Genomic DNA, 14,619 nt, shown 5'->3' on the forward strand with positions numbered 1-14,619 from the left:
GGGCTTTAGCCCGCTTTATTATATTGAAATACATCAGGCTTTAGCCGAAACTTAAATAAATTAAACCCAAAAATCAACAAAATGTCTCCAATCATTTCACCATCCGAATTCAGAAACCTTCCGGCAGAAAACATCATTATCCTCGATGCAAGAACCGGAAAGGATATAAAGCAAACTTATCTTGAAAAACACATCAAAGGAGCAAGATTCATCGATCTGGATAAAGATCTGGCTGAGATTGGAGAAAATGCCGCTTTTGGAGGCAGGCATCCGCTTCCTGCTTTAGAAAAATTTGCAGAAACACTTTCAGATCTGGGCATTGCTGAAGGCGCTCATATCATTGTTTATGACGATAAAAACGGGTCGAATGCTGCGGCAAGAGCATGGTGGATGTTGAAAGCATTCGGATTAAAGGTACAGGTTCTGGATGGAGGAATGCAGTCGGCAGAAAAAGATGGAGTGGAGTTTTCATCAGGTGAAGAGATGTTTGATAAAGCGACGTTGATCAGAAAAGAGCATTGGGGGCTTCCTGTTTCAAGCCTGGAAACAGTTGAAAATGAGTTGGAAAATGAAAATTCTACAGTTGTTGATGTCAGAGATGCTTACCGATACAGAGGAGAATCTGAACCCATTGATCTGGTTGCGGGGCATATTCCGGGAGCGATCAATATTCCTTTTTCTGAGAACCTTGATGAAAATGGTAATTTTCTGAAACCGGAGATTTTAAAAGAAAAGTACAGCAGATTATTAGAAAACAAACCTGAACATCTGATTATCCACTGCGGTTCCGGAGTTACAGCATGTCATACCATTTTAGCTCTGGATTATGCCGGTTTTCCACTTCCGGATCTGTATGTAGGTTCCTGGAGTGAATGGAGCAGGAGAGAGGGCAAAGAAATTGCAAAAGAAGTTTAAAATCAAAGTGATATAAAATACAAAAAAGGATGTCTGATCAGGCATCCTTCTTTTTTATGGTATCGTAGTGTTCTATGCTGCTTCTTTTTTACTTAAGTGAAACAAAGAAATAATGATAAAGCCTATTCCTGTAATAAAAGGAGGCTGGGCCTTCATCTCAGCGCCCATATAAAGCATGTATATTCCAAGGAAAGCAAGGAGGATTGCTCCGATTTTCTTTATCATTTTTTGAGTCATTTTATAGCATTCCCAATTCGAACTTCGCCTCTTCGCTCATCATATCCTTGTTCCAGCTCGGTTCAAAAGTAAGTTCCAGATCAACACTTTTTACATTTTCTACTTCAGCGACCTTATCTTTTACCTCTTGTGGAAGGGTTTCAGCGACAGGGCAGTTCGGAGTAGTAAGGGTCATTATAATTTTTACATCAGCGTCATCGGAGATCTGTACATCATAAATGAGCCCTAATTCGTAAATATCTACCGGAATTTCGGGATCGTATACGGTTTTAAGCACGTTGATGATTTCTTCACCAATGTCAGCAATTTGATCGTCTGTAAATTTCATTTTTTAATCTAAATTGATATTCCTTTTCAACAAATCTTCCTGACGCATACGCCGGAAAATATTTGCCAAAGTTAAGACATCTTTTTCACAATAATCAACAATTCGCTGCAAGTCTTTTTCTATGTAGTAAATTGATGAAACCATTGAGCCGTCAATATCATCCTTTGGAGTGGGAATACCAAAGACATGAGCCAGTAATTCCAGGGATACAAAACTTTTATAATCCCCAAACTTCCACAGTTCCATAGTGTCTATATGAGGAATTTCCCAGGGCTTTTTCCCAAACATCTGGAAGGGTACAGGGGGCTGCATTCCATTGATCAGATAGCGTCTGGCAATCCAGGGAAAATCAAATTCTTTTCCGTTATGGGCACAGAGAATGACATTATGAAGCCTTGGACTGTTGAATAAAGTACCAAACTCCTGAAGTAATTTTTTCTCATCATGTCCGGAGAAGCTTTTTATTCTTAGCGTCTCATTCTTTTCAATCATTCCGATGGTAATGCAGATGATTTTTCCAAATTCAGCCATAATACCGGCTCTGTCATAAAATTCTTCCGCAGAAACATCGTCTTTTCTCTGGAACTTTGTTTTCTTATCCCAGAGATGTTGGTCTGTTTCGGATAATTCATCCCAGGAACCTGCCTGAGGAACGGTTTCAATATCAAGAAATAATACCCGTTCTATTGGTATGTTCTGTATCATAGGTGTTTTTTTGTTTTCTTATCCTACCTGCATTCCATTCTTTGTAGGTAATGAAGGAGTCAAAAGCGTGACATCATTTTTGTCTTCACCGTATAATCCTAAAACAAGACATTCGCTGAAGAAGTTGGCAATCTGTTTTTTGGGGAAGTTCACTACGGCCAGAATTTGTTTCCCTACCAATTCTTCTTTCTGGTAAAGAGAAGTGATCTGTGCTGATGATTTTCTGATTCCAAGATCTCCGAAGTCTATTTCCAATTGATAGGAAGGGTTTCTTGCTTTTTCAAAATCATTTACAGAGATGATGGTTCCGCATCGGATGTCTATCTTTTCAAAATCTGCCCAAGTGATGTCTGGTTTTACGGTCATGGTAATTCGTTGATTAAATGTTCTACTTCTGTTTTCTGTTCTGCATATTTCTGTTGTAATTCTGAACCTTCACCCATTCTTTTATAATACTCCAGAGCTTTTCCGCCAAAGAATTTTTTATGAAAATCCGAAACTTCCGGTACCTGGGGAAATACTTTATGGAAAAGCATCTCATAATAGGCCTGGAACTCCCGTTCATTTTTATCTTCGATCACTTGCCCGGGAGCTTTCTGTCTTACATGAAGCATTTCATGGGCTACCATATTCAGGACCAGGTTCAGGTCAAAATCAAATAAATTTCTGGGGATCATTACAGTCTGCGGCCCTCCCAGTTCGCCTTCAGCGGTAAGAAGCATCGATGTGGGAGAAAGCTCTTCCCTGAAACCAAATCCTGCAAAGTTCTCATGTTCCAGATTAAAAGAATGGATCAGATATTTCGCTGCATCCAGAATCTGATTGTGCTCTTTATACGCCTCAAGGTGTAGGTTGACCTGCTCGAAATTCATTCGGAATATGTTTTATAACAAATGTATTAAAATATTGAGAATACTAAGGTGGGTTGTACATGTATATTAATAAAAGATGATGATGTTATAATTCTAAATCCATCTTTTCCACCAAAAGAAATCAACACAATTAGAAAATTGGCAGAGAAATATCTTATCTTTCTTTTTTATCCTTGGATTATAAAAAATATATTGAATATAAAACCAGAGAAAAATAAACAAGATTTTGTTATTTTAATGAGATGATACTCAACTTAAATCTCTATTTAAAAATCTAATATAATGTCATACAGCATCATAGCCAAAGCAAAAAATGGATCAATAATCGAAATTCCGATTTCTACCCATGAATTTTTTTATGAATATTGGTTGCCTTTATTTGCAAAATATCAAATGGTTCATTTATCTAATTGGGAGTTTCCTCATGATTTTGAAGAAGCTGAATTAAAAGAAACCGTCAAAGAATGGGAAAAGCTTTTGCCCTATATACAAGGAGATTGGGAAAATGAAAGAGCCCGTTTTATTATCAGCCAATTAAAGGAAATACAATTCGAGGATTATGAATATGTGAATTTCGGGTGATTTTTAATCTTCTTCAAGACAGCTTTTCTTTTTAAATTTAGATTCGTTTTTAGATTAAAAAATAAATAGAGCTCGCGCAATAGCAACAATTAAAATCAGATATGTTAACAGACAACGAAATGCTTGCCATAGCAGAACGCTTTTTAAAAAAAATGGGCGAAGGAGGTAAAGATATTGAGGTGGTCATAGATAAAATTATTAAAAAACCATATGGGAATGTTTACTCTTATGACGCTAAAGAGTATCTTTTAACAGGGAACTTTAATAAATCATTGGTAGGAAGCGCTCCTTTTTTAGTAGAGAATAAAGGAGGAAGAGTTGTCGCTTTTAGTACTGTAGGTCATTTGGAAGATCAATTAAAATCATACGAAAATGACACCTTAGGAAAAAGTCTAACCCGATATTGGTACCCGGATGAAGATCGATTTGATTATAAATAATCTTTCTGTTATTGAGATTGTTCAATATATAAAACCCACCTTGAAAGGCAGGCTTTATATTGAAACTAAAAAATAAATTAAGGATGTTCATTTCTTGCTTTGATAACCAGATCTACTAAATCTGATCCGCCGCTTGCAAAATTATCACTTGGATTATGAGCGCTTTGGGTAGCCACAGCATAAGGAGCACCATCCCAGTAGCCCCAGAATGGGCCTCCGCTTTGCCCAGGCCATATATCTGCTTTGTGGCTCATACTTTCATTATCATCAGCACTCCAGAAATCACCATCCAGGGCAATTCCGGTTTGATAAGTAGGCCTTTGAGTTCCTGTAAGATCTCCGGGATACCCGGCATGAGTCCAGTAAGCACCTCCGTCCCACGAATCAGAATATGATTTGGCTCCCAGCCATCCTGTACTGTTTCCTATAGGTCTGTCTAAGACAATAACGACATAGTCATACTGTATTTCTGTCGAGTCAATACTAGGTCCCGCTACTTTATACTTGTAGTAGGTTAGTGTACCCCAGGCAGTTCCGTAAGGTGCGCTTCCGTTATAATACATTGGAGTGAATTTTAACCAGCCGGTTGTATTATTAGGCTGCCAGTCTACAATATGGGAGCAAGTAAGAAGGTGTCTTGGGCCAATCATGACACCGCTTCCTGAACCTAGAGAGCTTTCCACTCTGCCCACGCATCGCCATGGATATGCAGTAGAATTATAAACCTTTCTCTGATCAGCTCCGAATATGGTTCTTGCATTTTCCGAAGTCAGAAAAGAATCTCTGTCTATGAATTTTGGCTTACGGTCTTTTTTAAGTTCCAGCTTTGGACTGTATTCAAAATCAGAATGAGTAGGATAAAAATGATCAGTTTCAATGGATCTGTTTTCTGCTTTTTTTTCATCCATAGGCATCCCTATTGTTTTCATCCCTTTAGGAAAAGTTCTTCCGTTCATGGTTTCCATGGCAGGAGCCTGGCTGAATAATTTTTCAATAGCTGAAGATTTTTCAGCCGATTTTGCTTTCACAGAGCGAAGTCTTGAAACTTCTTCTGCTGTCATTGGGTTAGTGTTTTCGATTTTAGACATGATTATTAAGTTTTAGTCTATCTTTTCCTACTCTTTTGATGGCTTTTCGGATTCCGCCATTGGTGGTGATTAGGTAAATATTTTTTGAGAGAATTCTGAACGGATGCTTTCCGTCTGGTTGATCTGGGCAGCTCCCATAGCAGACAATGCCACAGCAACTTGTTTGTCAAGTGTTTTTCTAATGATATTCCCGTTGGTGGCCCGCAATACTTTACAGAAATGATAAGTGAAATAGCCTCTTACCTGTCCGCCTAAATTTCCTTCCATAGATACCTGATTGTCTTTAGCTGCAGCCCATAAAGTATGGTTCATGCCAACAACCGGAACCAGAGCTTTGGTAAGTTCTGCTGCCTTTTTCGTATTTTTCGAAGATTCTATTTCACTGGCATAGGTCAGGTAAAATTCATCCTCAAGCATGGGAGGAATATAACGGGCGGTTTCATTAAGCAGGTCTGCCTCCAGTCCAAGATCCAGCTTTCTTGTTCCTGTTCCCGAATAGCAGCAGTCGAGGATCACTTCCATATTGACACCCGCTTTTAGCGTACTGAGAACTGTTTTAAAATCATCATCACGGATTACACCGGCATTTGCATAATCGTGGGGACAGATTGCCTCGTCCAGGCCATCAATCTCCAGATCCGATCCGATATTGGCAACTCTGGTTCCGTGTCCTGAATAATAGAAAACAAGAGAGTCTCCTTTTACGCTTGTACTGATCAATGATTTCAGATAGTTGAGTATATTGGCTCTTGTTGCATTTTGATTAGTCAGAATTTTAATCTTTGCAGGACTAAAGCCGCAAATGACCAGCGTATTTGCCATATCCCTTGCGTCATTTATACAGCCGTTGAGGTCCGGACCGCCGGATCCAACAGGAGCATAATCGTTAATTCCTACGATGAGTGCTTTTTTCATGGTATTGGTTTTAAAAATAATCCCTACTCTGTTTCGGCTTTTCGGGTTCTGCCTGTCTGTTTTTTTCTATGACAAAATTCCATTATTCCAGAAGACCAAAACAGAGGATAAAACCGCATTTTAGAGAAGGGAAAAACCTTTTATTGAAATTATTTTCTTTGATAATGTCGGATCAGTACCAAAAGTTGTGGACCCAGCAAAAAATTGAGTTCATCTGAATAGAAAAAATGTTATGTTCTTTACCAATTAGAATCAACAGTTGTGGAGATAGGGTTTCACGTAAAGCTTCATGTTTGCGTATGTTTTATTTAAGTGAGCTAAGAAGGGGTCTATTTTTCAATCGATCTGAAGAAGCGACCGCATAGTCACAAAGCTTCATCAGCGACGAAGTTGCATTACTTAGCTTCCTAAAGTAAAGTATTCGAATCACTAATTCTTTGTGTCTATAAATTTTAGAATAATCAATCGGTATTCAATTGTTTTACCATAGCTTTTGAGCATGATCCATAATGTCTTTATTAACAGGAGGTGTTATAATGAAAAACCGGCATGCTGCTCAGCTGCCGGATGAGAATATAGAATGTAAAAAAGGATTGTTGATATGAATCTTGACTAAGAAAATTAAAAGTAGAAAGGGGTAGGAGTTATTAGGAGATTCGTTTTAAAAAATTTCATAAAATCTGATTAAGAAATGATAAAAAAACTAATAAAAATACATGAAAATTCTGCCCCATACCTTAAAACTTTAAGCTTCTGATATCCGGGACATGTTCACGATAGATCAGCACAGATCATGTTTTAAAGCAAAAAGGACCAGGCCAGCCCTGTTCTTGATGTCCAGTTTTACAAAAACCGAATCTCTGTAGCCATCAATCGTTTTAGGGCTCAGGCACATTTTATCAGCTATTTCCTTGTAGGTAAGCTCACTGCAGGCCCATTTTATAAACTCTTTTTCTCTGTCTCTCAGTTCAGAAAGGAGCGATGCATTTTTGGCCTCTTCTGTTTTTACTTTTAATAATTTCTGAGCCACAAAATCAGTATAAAAACTGCCTTTCTCAAATACCGTCTCTATAGCCTGAAAGAGGATGGCGGGTTGCATATCTTTCAGCAAATACCCCTTTGCTCCTGCTTTTAGCATTTTGATGAGTATTTTTTCGTCATCATCCATAGTCAGGGCAATGACCTTGATGTCTGGGTAATGTTCAGTAAGCCATTCTGTGGTTTCTATACCGTTTTTATAAGGCATGTTGACATCCATGAGGACTACGGCAGGCAGTTCGGTAGCCTTTTCCAGCCCTGCAATAAATTCTTCCCCATTGGGATGATTCATAATCACTTTATATTGAGTGTTTTCCATGATCATATTCTCCAGTGCTTTAGAGATTAAAGTATGATCATCAACAATGGCTATGGGAATCGTTTTCATAATAAATTTTTATGGTAGGTTATCAAAGTTTGTGTCCCTTTATTGAGTTCTGACTGTATAGACAGCTCTGCATGAATCAGCTTGGCTCTCAGTTCCATGTTTTTCAATCCCGAGCCGTCCTGAATCTGGCTGGTATCAAAACCTTTTCCGTTGTCAGAAATGCTGATATGTAGTGTCTTACAGTCATCTTCCATCTGTATGGAAACATTTTTGGCTCTGGAGTGTTTCAGAATGTTGTTGATGCTTTCTTGGATGATCCTGAAAAGAATCAAACCATGTTTGGGCGAAATATCAATATCCTGTTTTTGCGTGATGAATTCTATTTTTAATAATTTCAGTTTTTTGATCCTGAGAACTTCTCTTTCTATGGATTCTGCCAGCCCGAAATGAATGATCTGCTCTGTGATCAGTGTTTTGGAAAGATTTCTTATATCCTGTATACATTCTCCCAATAGCTCATTCAGCTCGATGAGGTCCTCTTTTTCAGTATTTTTTAGTTTGGCAATCAGTTGATTATGCCGCAGCCTGACAACAGAAAGCTTTTGCCCCAGGTCATCATGCAATTCCTGCCCAATATAATTGAGCGTCTGTTCCTTGATCTCGACCTGCGAGGTGGCAAGCTCTTTTTCAAAACGCAGATCTTTTTCTTTTTGGGCGATCAGCAGCGTGGTTTTTTTCTTGATGAACACCACATAGATGAAGATCATTGTCAGAACAATGATGAATAGAGTAACTGTAAAGATGATCACCAAATTATTCTCTTCCATATCTACGAAGTATTTATCTGATTTTGTCCTGTTTGTTCCAGACCAACCCGAATATAAGGATCCCGTTACTGATCAGATTCAACATAAATAAAATGAAGAAATAAATACTCTCCGAAACCGTAGCTCTGAAAAATAAGATCGGAATGCTTCCGATAAAAAAGATCAGTAAAGCCACTGAAATCCAGAAAGGTAAATAATTGTTGATTCCCAGTATCTTATCCGAATTAAAAGTCTGATACAGAAACAGAATGATTGAAAATAACAGCAAAAGAATATCTACATATAGCATCGTAAAAGAAAAATGATGAAGCAGATCATCTTCCTGGTACAGCATGACAGCAATATTGAGTATAAAAAGAGCTAAGATGATGAGTTGTATCTTCTTGAGCACCGGAACGTACAGCAATTGATAATAATACAGTAGATACAAAAAAAATACAATCATTAAAAAGCCAATTACATAGAATATATCCGTAGGTAAACCCGTCAGCATGAAGTAGAAATAGCAAAAAATATCAATAAGAGAGGACAACAGATACCCTATGATAAAAAATAGATTCTCCTTCCCGGTCTTTCTATACTTTATGATCATTAAAACCATGACTACAATGGATATGACCATAGTTAGCTGTTTCCCTATTTCAATATTCCAGTTCATAGCTTTGTTTTTTATTGCATCCCTGTAGTCGCTGAAGCTTTTGGTGGCGGAGCCAGATTGGTCATATTCATAGGATCTATAGATTCCACGTTCGTATTTTCTTCCGGTGCTGCAGTTCTGGACATCGTTTTTACATTATCTTTTTTCCTTTTTTGTGAAGTAGGGACCAGAAATATAGTCTGATAGCCTGCATACTCCGGTTTTGCCATCTTGTTTTTGGGATGGTTGACAGGATATTTTCCCATGTAGATCCTGATTCCTACATTTTTCAGATTCTGTTTTTTTGAATTTTCCTTTACGTACTTGATGTAGCCTTCCATCTCTTCCAGTGAAAACCAATACCATCGTGAATCAGGCTCTCCGTTCCGGTATTTGGTCAGGATCATATTATTGGTTCTGGAATATTCATCATAAAGGACCCGGGCTTCATCATAAGTGATCAGTTTCTTTTTATAACTGTCGTTTACGGGTTCTTTAGGAGGTTCAGAGCATCGGGTGCAGCTTAGCAGGCAAAAAAAGAGAATCAATGCTGTGCAAAGAAGACCTGCAGTTTTGGTGAAAAAGTAAGTTTTCATTTTTATGGTTTTTAATTTTATTGAACAAAATTAGCTAATGGCTCAACTATAAAAAAGGGTGAAAACACTGTTTTTATCCTATATTAAAATTACGACTTTTTGATATTCAGAAGGATAGAAATCATACTTTTTATAAATACCCACAGACAGCGTATGGTTTCCTGAATGGTGAATAGGAAATATAAAGGAGGATTACTCCATAAGAATTGCTGTATTACAAATAAAAATTTAGCAATTGTATCCTATAAAATAAAAGAATCTGTGTCTGTATCCGTTCTCTGTTTTTTCCGAAATTTACCTCACTGATCATTTTAAAACATTAGTATGAAAATCGCATTAGCAGGGTATAAAAAAGAAGCGAGACTTTCTCAGGGAGTGACTCATGATGAAGATGCCGAACTTATCAGTTTCTTACTTAATAAAGGACTCAACATTGTTCCCACGATCTGGAATGATCCGGAGACAGACTGGAACAGCTTTGAGGTGGTCATTATCAAGTCTCCCTGGGATTACCACAACCACCTTGGTGAATTTCTGAACTGGCTGGAACATCTTGAAGAACTGGGAGTGAAAGTATTAAACCCTGTTGAAATTATCAGATGGAATTCCGATAAACATTATCTGAAAAACATCACTGAAAAAGGACTTCCGGTAATTCCTGCTGAGTATCTCGAAAAAGGCTCTGTATTTAATGATCGTTTTTTTGATCATTTTGGTTCCGATAAATTAGTCGTGAAACCTTGCGTAAGTGCAGGTGCACAGAATACCATTACAGTCAATAGAAATAACTATAATGAACGCTTAGGTGATATTGAGCAGCTTTTGCAAGAGCAGGATTATATGGTACAGCCTTTTGTGGATGAAATTAAAAACGGAGAATGGTCATTCCTGTTTTTCAACGGAAAATATAGTCATTGCTCATTGAAAACTCCTAAGCAGGGAGATTTCAGAGTACAGCACTACCACGGAGGAAGCATCAGTTACCCCATTCCGGATCCTTTACACATCGGACAGGCCGGAGCTTATTTGAAAAGTTTACCTCAGCCTGTATTGTATGCGAGAGTAGACGGTGTTTTGATCAACAATGCATTTCATCTGATGGAACTGGAGCTGATCGAACCTTATTTATTCCTCAATGGAGAGGATGAATTACAAGAAAATTATTATCAGGCATTGATAACTTTGATGTCCTGATGAGATTTATATTTATTAAGGATGATCTTCTACGTTTTCAAACGTAGAAGATTTTTTTGTTATAAAGATTATTCTAAGATCTCATATTTTGAAATAGAAGCAACAGCAGTATCCTCCGGAGAGTCAGTGGTATTTGAAAAAGTAAGCCCTTTCTGAGTGGCTTTCAGAATAAAACCGCTATTGGTAACCTTACTTTTAGGATTGTCATTTTTGACCAGATACATGATCTGTCCCGAGGTCATGTCTTCGTTCATCTCACATTTGATTTCCTTAATGGTAAAATCTGTGATCTTTCTGTCTGATTTATTAGGGATCTGAACAATCGTTCTGATATTGAAATGGGCAGGGTCGATGATGATTTCAGATTGAATAGGATGCTCAAGCTGATCCAATGTTAATATGATCTTATCAGAAAACAGTTTCATTTTTTGCTGGCAATATTTCGTGCCTTCTTTAGGGGGATTCGTTGTTTGGGCAATCAATGAAATACTTCCGGAAAACAACAGACAGATCATGAGATACTTGCAGAAGACAGAAATATGGGTTATCATAGTTTTTTTATTGGAATGAATGGGATAAAAATACAACTAATATTGAGATAAAATACCAGATTTATTGAAGGATTGGTTCTGAAATAAAAACAGGACCGAAAAGGGAAATTCGGTCCTGTTAAACAAGATTAAGTGTAAAATTTAACCGTTAAAGGCAAAAAGGATCATTCAAAATATGTTCAGATTTTTATTGATTCTTAATCTATGTTTAGGGGGATTGATAGCAATGGTACTTTATTTTTATAAGCCATAATAGCTGTTTTACTTCGGTGGAAAAGAGATTCCACAAGATTGTAACGGTAAGGGATCACGGTCAGGAGATCGGCATTGGTGAGCTTTACTTCTTCCTCAATGGCTTTTACAATTTCCATAGACTGGATCATTTTAAAACTGTATTTAATGTCATCCATATCATATCCGGAATTCAGATCAATATCCTGGATAACCTCTGCAAAATCGTCTATACTTTCACTCACATTGAAGACCTCGATCTCAGAACTGAATTCATTGATGAAATAATAAATGTCATTCATCGCAGACCAGCTCATACATTTATGAGTATCATAGGCAAATAGCATTTTTCGGATGCCTGTATATTCTATATGCCCCGGAATGATCAGAATCGGTTTTTTGATCCGGTGGATGGCTTTTATGACGGTATTCCCGAGCAATCTCTGTTCAAGGGTCTTTTCTGCCATTCCCATGATGATGAAATCACAGCCGGAAGCCTGGATACATTGATTGAGCTCTTCAATGAAATTGCCGGATGCCAGATAATATTCCGTTTCTATCGCATATAATGTGGTGATTTCAGTAGCTTTATCAGCTAGCTTTTTTTGATTTTTAAGCGTTTGTTCATAGAAAAAATCAGCAGATGCCTGGGCATTCAATGCATGGATGGAAATACTCTGTAAGTTGAACAGCACCATCTTATATTGGTTTTCCTTGGCGAGAGAAGCAGCATAATGAGTGGCATTTTCAGCTTCCCGGGAAAAATCTGTGCAGACAATTATTGTTTTCATTGTACCTGATTTTGATAAGACAAAACTAGGGTAGGAAACTGTCGCATGACCATAAAAATAGGGTGACATTGCATAAAATGATGATGAAATGTCTTTTTCAGGTGATGAAACGTTGGCTTCCATTTTAAGCCTCCTATTTTACGGTTCAGGTCTTGTTTTGGCGGTCTCGTCCAAAATAGGACAGAGGCATATAAAATCTATTTCTATATTTACACTCACAAAGTCCCGATATGAATAGGATTGCTTCCATCAGGAAAAATATAATACGGAATAAGAAGATTCTTTCAGCCATGAAGAGAAGGCTGGTAATCTGGGCGGTAGCAGTCGTGACCTTTTGTGGTTTTTCCTATCTTATAGATCCCTTTGATCCGGTCTGGCAGGGATACCTTAATACCCCATTGCAGATGATCATTGAAGATACCCTGTGGGTTCTTCTCTTTTCAGTCATCATTTCAGAAGTAAGTATCCTGATCGACATGACGCTCAATAAGTTGCTTCCATGGAGAGACAGGACGATAAAAAGATTGCTTATTCAGGGATTTCTTCAGATTGTGGGAAGTGTTCTGATCGTTATAATTATCAACGCTATTGTTGATGGTACCACAGACAATTTACCGGAAATGGATTACCGGAAAGAATATACCTTATTGGGGCAGTGGATTGCAACGAATATTGTAATATCGCTTATTATCAGCGCATTTAATACCGTGGATTATTTATTAGAGAACTGGAAAAAAACAGCTGTGGAAGCAGCACAGCACAAGCTGAGAGCCTCCAAACACAAGCAGGCGGCTATGGCAGCAGAACTTCAGGCACTTAAGCTGCAGATTGATCCGCATTTTATCTTTAATAACCTGAGTGTCTTGTCTGAGCTTATTCTCGAAGATCAGCAGCTGGGCTATGAATATTCAGAAAAATTTGCCAGAGTATACCGGTATCTATTAGTCAATTCCAGGAAAGATATTATTGCTGTAGAAGAAGAGTTGAAGTTTTTAGATTCTTACATTTTTCTGATTGAAAAAAGAATCGGGGAGGGCGTCCTATTCAAAATTGATGTTCAGGAAGAATACAGATCAATGTATACATTACCGTTATCCCTGCAGTTATTGGTTGAAAATGCCATCAAGCATAACCAGACTTCAAAAAATAATCCTTTGGAAATACAGGTCTTTACCAATTCAGAAGGCGAGCTGGTCGTTTCCAACACCTTTTTACCGCTGATCAATAAGCCGGATTCCTCAGGAGTCGGGCTTACCAACATTATTTCACGCTATGAGATCCTGGGATATGCAAAACCGATAATAGAAAAAACCGAAGATAAATTTACTGTAAAACTTCCATTGATATGAAGATTAATAAAATTTTAATAGTTGAGGATGAAAAGCCCAATGCAGACAGACTGAAAAGATTGCTGCTCAAGCTCAGACCCCATATTGAAATCCTTTCCGTAGAAGATTCGATCACCTCAACGGTACATTGGCTGGAAAATAATATCGTTCCGGATATCATTATGATGGATGTACGCCTTGCAGATGGGCTGAGCTTCGAAATTTTCAACAAACATGAAGTCAAAAGTGCGGTCATATTCACCACGGCATATGATGAATATGCGGTGCAGGCATTCAAATACAACAGTATCGATTATCTTCTGAAACCCATTGAAGAAGAAGAACTTGAGGCCGCTTTGAAACGCTATGAAACCTTTATGGAAGCTGTTCCGGTTGTGGGAACGGCTATTGAGGGGCTTCTTAATTATATACAGCCGAAAGATTACAGAAAACGGTTCCTGATTGTGCATAGAGACGGCTATAAAACAGTTTTGGCTGAAGATATATTATATTTTTATACCGAATTGGGAATCAGTAAAGCCATGCTGAGCACCGGTGTCGTTGAAAATGTACCGCAAACTTTGGAAGAACTCGAAAAACAACTGGATCCCAAATTCTTTTTCAGGGCCAACAGACAGTTTATCATCCACATTGATTCTGTAAAACAGATCTTTAATCACTTTAACGGAAAACTAAAACTTGAGTTGAGAAAACAACCTGAAATGGAAGTGATCGTAAGCAGAGAAAAAGCTTCCATATTCAAATCCTGGATGGATTATTAATGAAAGGGAGATGGAGGCTGGAAGAAGGAAGTTGTTGGGGGCATAGAAGAAATGATCGTCCGCTTTAATTCATCCTTTTAATGAACTTTAAAATTCTTTAAGATCATTAGAAGTTTTTTTGCACAATACTAACTTCCAGCCTCCCTCTTCAAGCTTCCAACCTTCTACACACCAAAATCCCCTCACGAATTGCTCATGAAGGGATACTGATATAGAGAAAAAGCTATGAGTTAT

General features: G+C 37.8%; 19 protein-coding genes. 6 read left to right on the forward strand and 13 right to left on the reverse strand.

Annotated features, from left to right (window positions below; all coding sequences use genetic code 11):
* Positions 1 to 81 precede the first annotated feature (81 nt).
* Positions 82 to 915: a sulfurtransferase gene (locus AC106K_RS21850; protein ID WP_482447554.1), complete on the forward strand. Its 834-nt coding sequence runs from the start codon at positions 82 to 84 to the stop codon at positions 913 to 915.
* 72 nt (positions 916 to 987) lie between these two features.
* Here the strand turns inward: AC106K_RS21850 and AC106K_RS21855 are convergent, their stop codons facing one another.
* Genes AC106K_RS21855 through AC106K_RS21875 form a run of 5 tightly spaced genes read right to left on the reverse strand, consistent with a single transcriptional unit; the run spans position 988 to position 3,057 of the window.
* The gene (locus AC106K_RS21855) at positions 988 to 1,140 is read right to left on the reverse strand and encodes a hypothetical protein (RefSeq protein ID WP_482447555.1); all 153 of its coding nucleotides are present in this window, start codon (positions 1,138 to 1,140) and stop codon (positions 988 to 990) included.
* Between the two features lie 13 nt (positions 1,141 to 1,153).
* The gene (locus tag AC106K_RS21860; protein WP_047098097.1) at positions 1,154 to 1,480 is read right to left on the reverse strand and encodes an SUF system Fe-S cluster assembly protein; all 327 of its coding nucleotides are present in this window, start codon (positions 1,478 to 1,480) and stop codon (positions 1,154 to 1,156) included.
* 3 nt (positions 1,481 to 1,483) lie between these two features.
* Positions 1,484 to 2,185, reverse strand: a complete 702-nt coding sequence (locus AC106K_RS21865) for a 3'-5' exonuclease (protein WP_482447556.1) — start codon at positions 2,183 to 2,185, stop codon at positions 1,484 to 1,486.
* An 18-nt stretch (positions 2,186 to 2,203) separates the two neighbouring features.
* Positions 2,204 to 2,551: a tRNA-binding protein gene (locus AC106K_RS21870; protein ID WP_482447557.1), complete on the reverse strand. Its 348-nt coding sequence runs from the start codon at positions 2,549 to 2,551 to the stop codon at positions 2,204 to 2,206.
* The gene (locus AC106K_RS21875; protein ID WP_482447558.1) at positions 2,548 to 3,057 is read right to left on the reverse strand and encodes a hypothetical protein; all 510 of its coding nucleotides are present in this window, start codon (positions 3,055 to 3,057) and stop codon (positions 2,548 to 2,550) included. Before AC106K_RS21875 ends, AC106K_RS21870 begins: the two co-directional genes overlap by 4 nt.
* A gap of 282 nt (positions 3,058 to 3,339) precedes the next feature.
* Here AC106K_RS21875 and AC106K_RS21880 point away from each other — a divergent pair, with 282 nt between their 5' ends.
* Both AC106K_RS21880 and AC106K_RS21885 read left to right on the forward strand, forming a co-directional pair.
* Positions 3,340 to 3,639, forward strand: a complete 300-nt coding sequence (locus AC106K_RS21880) for a hypothetical protein (RefSeq protein WP_482447559.1) — start codon at positions 3,340 to 3,342, stop codon at positions 3,637 to 3,639.
* 101 nt (positions 3,640 to 3,740) lie between these two features.
* Positions 3,741 to 4,079 carry a hypothetical protein gene (locus AC106K_RS21885; protein ID WP_482447560.1) on the forward strand — a complete coding sequence of 113 codons (339 nt, stop codon included), beginning with the start codon at positions 3,741 to 3,743 and terminating at the stop codon, positions 4,077 to 4,079.
* Between the two features lie 77 nt (positions 4,080 to 4,156).
* On the opposite strand, the gene AC106K_RS21890 is transcribed toward AC106K_RS21885, so the two are convergent.
* From AC106K_RS21890 to AC106K_RS21915, 6 genes are all read right to left on the reverse strand, one after another.
* On the reverse strand, positions 4,157 to 5,167 hold the full coding sequence (locus AC106K_RS21890) for a trypsin-like serine peptidase (RefSeq protein ID WP_482447562.1): 1,011 nt from the start codon (positions 5,165 to 5,167) through the stop codon (positions 4,157 to 4,159).
* Between the two features lie 69 nt (positions 5,168 to 5,236).
* Positions 5,237 to 6,082 carry a caspase family protein gene (locus AC106K_RS21895; protein ID WP_482447564.1) on the reverse strand — a complete coding sequence of 282 codons (846 nt, stop codon included), beginning with the start codon at positions 6,080 to 6,082 and terminating at the stop codon, positions 5,237 to 5,239.
* Positions 6,083 to 6,863: 781 nt separating this feature from the next.
* Positions 6,864 to 7,508, reverse strand: a complete 645-nt coding sequence (locus AC106K_RS21900; RefSeq protein WP_482447565.1) for a response regulator transcription factor — start codon at positions 7,506 to 7,508, stop codon at positions 6,864 to 6,866.
* On the reverse strand, positions 7,505 to 8,275 hold the full coding sequence (locus AC106K_RS21905; RefSeq protein ID WP_482447567.1) for a sensor histidine kinase: 771 nt from the start codon (positions 8,273 to 8,275) through the stop codon (positions 7,505 to 7,507). The genes AC106K_RS21900 and AC106K_RS21905 overlap by 4 nt, the downstream gene beginning before the upstream one ends.
* 13 nt (positions 8,276 to 8,288) lie before the next feature.
* On the reverse strand, positions 8,289 to 8,933 hold the full coding sequence (locus AC106K_RS21910) for a hypothetical protein (protein WP_482447568.1): 645 nt from the start codon (positions 8,931 to 8,933) through the stop codon (positions 8,289 to 8,291).
* Positions 8,934 to 8,944: 11 nt separating this feature from the next.
* Positions 8,945 to 9,508, reverse strand: coding sequence for a hypothetical protein (locus tag AC106K_RS21915; protein ID WP_482447570.1), 564 nt, complete (start codon positions 9,506 to 9,508; stop codon positions 8,945 to 8,947).
* 324 nt (positions 9,509 to 9,832) lie between these two features.
* On the opposite strand from AC106K_RS21915, the gene AC106K_RS21920 reads away from it, so the two are divergent.
* A complete protein-coding gene (locus AC106K_RS21920) occupies positions 9,833 to 10,702 on the forward strand; it encodes an ATP-grasp domain-containing protein (protein WP_482447571.1) in 870 nt (289 codons plus the stop codon).
* 68 nt (positions 10,703 to 10,770) lie between these two features.
* On the opposite strand, the gene AC106K_RS21925 is transcribed toward AC106K_RS21920, so the two are convergent.
* Both AC106K_RS21925 and AC106K_RS21930 read right to left on the reverse strand, forming a co-directional pair.
* A complete protein-coding gene (locus tag AC106K_RS21925; protein WP_482447572.1) occupies positions 10,771 to 11,253 on the reverse strand; it encodes a hypothetical protein in 483 nt (160 codons plus the stop codon).
* Positions 11,254 to 11,450: 197 nt separating this feature from the next.
* Positions 11,451 to 12,275 (reverse strand): universal stress protein, encoded by an 825-nt coding sequence (locus tag AC106K_RS21930; protein WP_482447573.1) that lies wholly within the window; start codon positions 12,273 to 12,275, stop codon positions 11,451 to 11,453.
* 230 nt (positions 12,276 to 12,505) lie between these two features.
* Here AC106K_RS21930 and AC106K_RS21935 point away from each other — a divergent pair, with 230 nt between their 5' ends.
* Together AC106K_RS21935 and AC106K_RS21940 are read left to right on the forward strand one after the other, a co-directional pair.
* Positions 12,506 to 13,624, forward strand: a complete 1,119-nt coding sequence (locus tag AC106K_RS21935) for a sensor histidine kinase (RefSeq protein WP_482447574.1) — start codon at positions 12,506 to 12,508, stop codon at positions 13,622 to 13,624.
* On the forward strand, positions 13,621 to 14,385 hold the full coding sequence (locus tag AC106K_RS21940; RefSeq protein WP_482447575.1) for a LytR/AlgR family response regulator transcription factor: 765 nt from the start codon (positions 13,621 to 13,623) through the stop codon (positions 14,383 to 14,385). The genes AC106K_RS21935 and AC106K_RS21940 overlap by 4 nt, the downstream gene beginning before the upstream one ends.
* The last annotated feature ends 234 nt before the right edge of the window (positions 14,386 to 14,619 follow it).

It is taken from the genome of Chryseobacterium sp. FR048 (assembly GCF_056844665.1).